Annotated in this window: 6 protein-coding genes; 1 reads left to right on the plus strand and 5 read right to left on the minus strand. The window is 71.8% G+C overall.

The features are described 5' to 3' along the window. Both VFS34_10010 and VFS34_10015 read right to left on the minus strand, forming a co-directional pair. The coding region (locus tag VFS34_10010; GenBank protein ID HET9794786.1) for a tetratricopeptide repeat protein at window positions 1-1,642 on the minus strand (1,642 nt) is incomplete at its 3' end. Beyond that, window positions 1,643-2,107 carry a DUF1844 domain-containing protein gene (locus VFS34_10015; GenBank protein HET9794787.1) on the minus strand — a complete coding sequence of 155 codons (465 nt, stop codon included), beginning with the start codon at window positions 2,105-2,107 and terminating at the stop codon, window positions 1,643-1,645. It lies immediately after the preceding gene. 147 nt (window positions 2,108-2,254) lie between these two features. Between VFS34_10015 and mazG the strand changes: the two genes are divergently transcribed. Then, on the plus strand, window positions 2,255-3,046 hold the full coding sequence (gene mazG, locus VFS34_10020) for a nucleoside triphosphate pyrophosphohydrolase (GenBank protein ID HET9794788.1): 792 nt from the start codon (window positions 2,255-2,257) through the stop codon (window positions 3,044-3,046). A 15-nt stretch (window positions 3,047-3,061) separates the two neighbouring features. Here mazG and VFS34_10025 read toward each other — a convergent pair whose 3' ends face one another. The 3 genes from VFS34_10025 to VFS34_10035 form a co-directional block, all read right to left on the minus strand. Further along, complete coding sequence (locus tag VFS34_10025; protein HET9794789.1) at window positions 3,062-3,895, minus strand: divergent polysaccharide deacetylase family protein; 834 nt, start codon at window positions 3,893-3,895, stop codon at window positions 3,062-3,064. 115 nt (window positions 3,896-4,010) lie between these two features. Next, window positions 4,011-5,165: a S41 family peptidase gene (locus VFS34_10030; GenBank protein HET9794790.1), complete on the minus strand. Its 1,155-nt coding sequence runs from the start codon at window positions 5,163-5,165 to the stop codon at window positions 4,011-4,013. A gap of 77 nt (window positions 5,166-5,242) precedes the next feature. Next, the coding region (locus VFS34_10035; GenBank protein ID HET9794791.1) for a peptidoglycan DD-metalloendopeptidase family protein at window positions 5,243-6,331 on the minus strand (1,089 nt) is incomplete at its 5' end.

Here is a 6,331-nt window from a genome sequence, read left to right on the forward strand (position 1 = left end):
TGCGGCGGGCCTCCTCCGACTGTGCCACGTGCGAGGAGATGTCCCCCGCGTCCTTGCCGGACAGGAGCCGGTCGCAGGCCGCGCAATAGAGCGCGGCGGATCCCGGCAGCTTGCAGCGCCGGCAGAACGCCTTCCCGCACCGCGCGCACTCGCGCGCGCCCCACCGCTGCCGCTGCGCGATCGCGCCGAGGACCAGCCCGACCAGGAGCGCGAGCCACGGACCGATCGACGTCGGCGCGACGAAGAGGTCCGCGGGCGCCCAGGCGTGGCCCAGGCCGGGGAGGGCCTGGCTCTTGACCTCGCGGCTCCACTGCCGCGACCGCTGCTCCGCCTCCTCGAGCGAATAGTCGAGCGACAGCACGCGCGCGAGCGAAGGAGACTCGATCCACCGGTCGACCTCGCGCGGAGAGAGCCGGCGTGCGTTGGCGAGCGACTCCTTCTGCTGGTCGAAGAGGTAGGCGTCGCCCTGCGCGAGCGAGAGGTTGTACCAGGCGAGCGCGGAGGCGGGCCGCACCTGGATCGCGTCGCGATAGTCGGTCATCGCCTCGCCGAGATCCCCCTGCCAGAAATGGATGTTGCCGATCCCGATCATCGCGCGGAAGTTCTTCGGATCGTCCTTGAGCGCGCGCGCGTAGTCCGCGGAAGCCTCGTCGTAGTCGTCGCGCCGCTGGGCGAATCGGCCGAGCAGGAACCATACGTCGGGGTCTTCGGAGAAGACCTGGGAAGCGCGGCGGAGCAGGTCGACCGACCCGCCTTCCTCCATTTTCTCGTCGAGATCGACGGCCGCGGAGACGAGCGGCGAGCGCGCGATGAGGTTCCGGTCGGCGATCGCGTTCGACAGTGGCCCGAGGAATCCGACGACGAGGAGCGCCCCGGCGACGGCCACCCGCTCGCGGCTGCCGGCGTGGACGCACACGAGGACGGCCCAGTAGAGGAGCAGCCAGAAGGGACCGAACGAGAGCCAGAGCGGAAGTCCGAGCACGCCGAGGGCGACGGCGACCGTGCCCCCGCGCCCGAACGCCGGCTCCGACCGCTCCCGCACCGAATGCAGGAGCCGGCGCGCGTGCCGGAGCATGAGCGCGAGAACGAGGCCGGCGGCCGCGAGCGCGAACGAGGCGCCGACGAGGAGCGCGGCGTTCGAGACGAATTCGCGCCGAGACTCCTCCGCCTGGAAAAGGGCGGTGATCGCCTCCCCGAACGCGACGGCGGATTCGCCGTACTCGTGCCGCGCCCAGGCGAGCCGCGCCTTTTCCCAGCGCGGGTCGACGAGGTCGGGATCGAGCTGGATCGCCGTCTCGAGAGCGAGGGCGGAACGGTCCGCCTTCCCCTGCCGGTCGGCGAGCCGCGCCTGGTAGAGCGCCGCGCGGGAGAAGTCGGAGAGCCGCGAAATCCCGACGCGGCTCGCCGTCCGGAGCAGATCCGCGCTCGCCAGCCGCGCCGACGGATAATCGTCGTCGTTCAGCGCGGAGAGGAACTCGAACCAGCGGCCGCGGAGGCCCGAGCGCGTCGTGGGCGGGGGCAGCGGCGAAACGCGGTCCGCCGGCGCGGTCGCGTCCGGCGCGCCGGGCTCGGCGAGTCCCTGCGCGCCCGCCGCGGCCGCGATCGACAGCAGGAAGAGGCTTCCTGCGACGAACTTTCGCATTCAGCGCGTCGGCGGCGGTGTCGCGACTCCGCTCGCCTCCACGTACGCCATTCTCAGCTCGTAGAGGGCGCGGTTCAGGAGGTCCTGTTCCGCGAAGGTGAGGTTTTTCCGGGTCTTGCGCTCCAGGAGCGCGAGCCATTCGATCATGCGGCGGGCCCCGACCAGGTCGCTGCCGGCGCCCGGCCCCGCGCCCGGGTCCGACAACAGCCCCAGGGCCGAATAGGCGCTCGTCGCGAGCGACCGCACGAGGTCGACGAAGTCGGGGTCGGCCCCCCCGGGAGCCGCCGCCTCGGGTTCGGGTCCGGGTTCCGGAGCCGGCGATTCCGCGGGGGGAGGCGGCGGAGGAGGAGCCGCGGTCTCCGGCTCGGAAGCCTCCTCCAGATCACGGTACTCCGGTTTCAACTCGCCCTCCGGCGTGAACATCCGGAAATCGGAGACTTTGATCGGCTTTTCTTCGTCCGCCACGGAACACCTCGGTTTTCCGAAGATTAGCACCGCGATCGTTCGGCCGGCAACCCGCCTCCGCCCGCTCGCGAGCGCCCGCGCGGGACGCGGCTTCGGCGCATCCCTCGCGAGGACGGGAAGCCGGCACCGTGCGGTTAGACTCGCGGGATGGCCGACGCGCTCGCGCGACTGGAAGCGCTCGTCGAACGGCTGCGCCGGGAATGCCCGTGGGACCGCGAGCAGACCTTCGCGACCATCTCGACCTACATCCTCGAGGAGACGCACGAGCTCCTCGAGACCCTCGACGGCGACGACGGCCCGCGTCTGCGCGGCGAGCTCGGCGACGTCCTCTTCCAGATCTTCTTCGTCTCGCGCCTCGCCCAGGAACGGGGATGGTTCACGATCGACGACGTCGCCGCCGCCATCGAGGCGAAGATGATCGAGCGGCATCCCCACGTCTTCGGACCGGAGAAGGCGAGGGACGCCGAGGCCGTCCGGGCCAGCTGGGAGCGCCGGAAGCGGCTCTCCGGAGAACCGGGCACCGACCCTCTCGAAGGAATCCCGGCGACCCTGCCGGCCCTCTCGGTCGCGCTGCGGATGAGCGAGCGTGCCGCCGGACTCGGCTTCGAATGGGAAAGGAATGCCGACCTGCTCGCGAAGGTCGAGGAGGAAATCGCCGAGGCGCGCGCGGCCCAGAAAGACGGCGATCGGGCGGGAACCGAGGAAGAGCTGGGCGACCTGCTCTTCGCCGTCGCGAACTGGGCCCGGCGCTCGGGCATCGACCCGGAGCGCGCGCTCCGCGGCGCCAACGCGAAGTTTCGCCGCCGGTTCCGCGCCGTCTCCGAGCGCGCGAGGCGCGAAGGAAAGGACGTCGGCGTCTGCAGCTCCGCGGAGCTCGACCGGTGGTGGAACGCGGTCAAGGAGGAGGAGGACCGGGACGGGGGCGGGGCGCCGGCCTGAACGCCCTCCCGGGCGTCACGGCTGGCGAGCGAGGAGCTCCGCGACGGTGACGAGGCGGATTCCTTCCGAGCCGAGCCGGGGAAGCTCCCGCTCCAGGACCGCGAGGGTCGCGGGATGCGGATGCCCGATCGCGACCGCGGCCCCCTGGGACCGGGCTTCGCCCGCCGCCCGCTCGAGCTGGATGCGAATCGCGGATTCGTCGGCGACGTCGTCGAGGAAAACCGACCGGGAGAGGCACGGCACGCCGAGGCGCCCGGCTTCCTCCGCGGCGACCGTGAAGGCGGTCGTCCGGCTGTCGAGGAAGAACAGGCCCCGCTTTCCGACGACGGACAGCACGGCGTCCATCGTCTTCCGGTCGGCCGTGGCCCTCGAACCCATGTGATTGTTCACCCCCGACGCGCCGGGAACGTCCTCGAGGTCCGACGACAGCATGCCGGCGATCTGGGCCGCGGTCATTCCGGTCCGCACGAGCCCGGGTCCCGGCCTCGCGCGCGGATCGAGAGGCTCCATCGGCAGATGGAGGAGCACCTCCTTGCCGGCGGCGCGCAGCGCGAGCGCCGTCTCGCGGCTGTGCGGCAGACCCGGCAGGACGGCTCCCGCGAGGGGCTCCCGGAGCGCGGCGACGCGTCCGAGCGCCGCGTCGTCGTTTCCGAGATCGTCGACGACGATCGCCAGGCGAGGGTCGGTCACGGGATCTTCGGCGAGGACGATCCCCTCTTCCGGCGCCGGGGAACGGTGCGCCGCGGGGCGGGGCGGCGTCGCCCGGTTCTCGGAGGGGCGCGGCGCCGGACGCTGCTTCGCGACTCGGACGGGAGGCGTCGGCTCGGAGGGCGTCCGCTTCCAGAGCATCGCCGCACCGAATCCCGCGCCGAAGAGGAGGACCGCGAACAGGATCCGGCGCGCGGCTCCCGGGGATCCCTGCGCGCCCCGGCGGCCGGAGCTCGACCGGGAGGGAATGGCCGGGCTACGCCGCCGCTTTCGCGGGAGCGCCGTGGGCGATCTCGACGGCTTTCTTCAGGATCGCGTCGCCGGGAGTGTCGTCGGGGAAGAGATCGACCCGCGACGTCGGGCGGAGGCCTTTCCCGGTGAGCTCCGTTCCCGACGGAGAAACGTACTCGCCGACGGTCAGGTAGAGCGCTCCTCCCGAGCTCATCGGGAGCAGCCGCTGGACGATTCCCATTCCCGCCGTCGGCTCTCCGACGAGGTCGGCGGCGGCGCGGTCGTGAAGCGCGCCCGCGAAGATTTCCGGCGCGCCGCCCGTCCCGCCGTCGATCAGGACGATCGTCTTCCCGCTCCAGACGCGGCTTCCGGTCGTCGCGTAGTCGCGCGCGGGGATCTTCTTTCCGGAGAGCCGGGCAACGGGCCCCGCGGGAATGAAAAGGGATGCCGTCCGGACGGCTTCGTCGACGTCGCCCCCGGCGGAATCACGCACGTCCACGATGACGGCTCCCGCTCGAGGCTCCGAACGCAGCGCCTTCTCGACGGCCGCCGCGGTTCCGGGAGCGAAATACGGAATCCGGATGACCGGCACCTGGTCCTGCGCCTTCTGCGAGACCGCCGACGGCGTGTACGGCTTCCGCACGAGCCGCACCGTCACTTCGCGCTCGTCTCCGCCCCGCAGGACCTTCAGCGCGACGGCCGAACCCTCCGGACCGGCGATGCTCGACTCGATCTCCCAGAGCGCCTGGTTGCGGGTCGGCGTCCCCTCGATCGCGAGGATCACGTCCCCCGACTTGATGCCGGCCGCGTCCGCGGGCGAACCGGGTACCGGCGCGACCACGTACGCGAACCCGCCGCGCCGGCCGAGCACCAGTCCGGAATCGAGCGGCCGGGAGGCCTCGAAGGCGCGGTAGCGCGACATCCGGTCCCCGGAGACGTAATAGGAGAAAGGATCGATCGCGTCGGTCACGCCGTCGTAGGCGCCGGCGAGGAGCGTCGAGACGTCCACGGGCTCGACGTAGTTGCTTCGCGTGAGGTTCAGGACTTCCGTGAAGATCGCGAGCGGCTTCAGCACCGGATCGCGGCCGGGAGCGAGAACGGGACCCTTGAGCGCCGTCAGGAGGAAAAGCGCCGCCAGCGACACGAGCACGAACGCGAGACGCGACCGGTTCGACTTCATCCCCGCGATTCTATCCCGCTCCGCCACCTCCCGGAGAACAACGCCGGCGGGCGATTTCTTCCGACCGGGTCCGGCGCTCAACGCAGCCACGTCAGGGGATCGGTCGCCTTCTGGTGGTCGCGCACCTCGAAATAGAGCGAGGGCTCCGTCTCGCCGGGCCCGATTCCGACGAGGCCGACGCGGTCCCCCGTGGAGACGACGTCTCCCACCCGGACGAGGATCGACCGCAGCCGCGCGTACAGCGTCAGGACTTCGTCGCCGTGGTCGATGACGGCCATGTTCCCGTAATCGGGGAACCACCGCGCGAAAACGACCCTTCCCCCGTAGATCGCGGAAACGGGGGTGCCGTCCGGGGCCGCGATCTCGATGCCGTTCGAAACCGTCCAGGCGTCGAACTTCGGATGCCGGTGCCGGCCGAACGTCACCGCGATCGCCCCCCGGACGGGCCAGTCCAGGACGCCCCGCCAGGGGCGCGGCGAGCCCGCCGTCGTCGATTCCCCGCGCGCCAGGAGATCGAGGAGCGCTTCGAGCTTCTCGGCCTTCTGCGAGAGTTCCGTGACCTCTTTTTGGGTCGCCACCGTGACGTTCCTCGACCGGGCGAGGAGCCGGAGGCGCTCGCTCTTGCCGGCGGCGATCCGCCTCTCCTCGTCGCGGTCCTGCGCGAGAAGCTGGTCGGTCTCGCGGCGGAGATCGTTCTGGGCCCGGAGATCCGCCTCCAGGCGGCGGCCGGCGTCGGCGAACCGCGCGAGCTCCCGCGCATCGGTCTGGGCCATCGCGTCGAGCGTTCGCATCGCGGCGAAGACCTCCGACGTCCGTCGCGCCGCGAGCAGCAGGCGGAGGTATCCGAACCGCCCGAGTCGGGAGAGGAGCAGGATGCGCGCGCGGAACGCGTCTTCCGAGCGGGTTCGCGACGCTCGCGCCGTCTCGAGATCGGCGGCGATCGACGCCGTCCGCCGGAAGACGTCGTCCCGCCGGGCCGCGATCAATTCCCTCTGGCGCTGCGCGAGCTCCAGCCGGAGGTCGAGGGCCTCGACCTCCTGCTGGAGCGTGGCGGTCTTCTTCTCGGCTTCCGCGAGCCGCCGTCGAGACTCCTCGACCCGCGCCTGCAGCCCGGCGAGGTCCTGCCGCCGGGCGTCCGGCGGCGCGTCGGGGGCGGGGGCCGCGGC

The organism is Thermoanaerobaculia bacterium, assembly GCA_035717485.1.
Taxonomy (GTDB): Bacteria; Acidobacteriota; Thermoanaerobaculia; order UBA5066; family DATFVB01; genus DATFVB01.

Excerpts from the sequence above, each read along its gene's own strand:
- mazG (HET9794788.1), top strand. The coding sequence starts at position 2,255 with ATGGCCGACGCGCTCGCGCGACTGGAAGCGCTCGTCGAACGGCTGCGC.
- VFS34_10025 (HET9794789.1), bottom strand. The coding sequence starts at position 3,895 with ATGCTCTGGAAGCGGACGCCCTCCGAGCCGACGCCTCCCGTCCGAGTC.
- VFS34_10030 (HET9794790.1), bottom strand. The coding sequence starts at position 5,165 with ATGAAGTCGAACCGGTCGCGTCTCGCGTTCGTGCTCGTGTCGCTGGCG.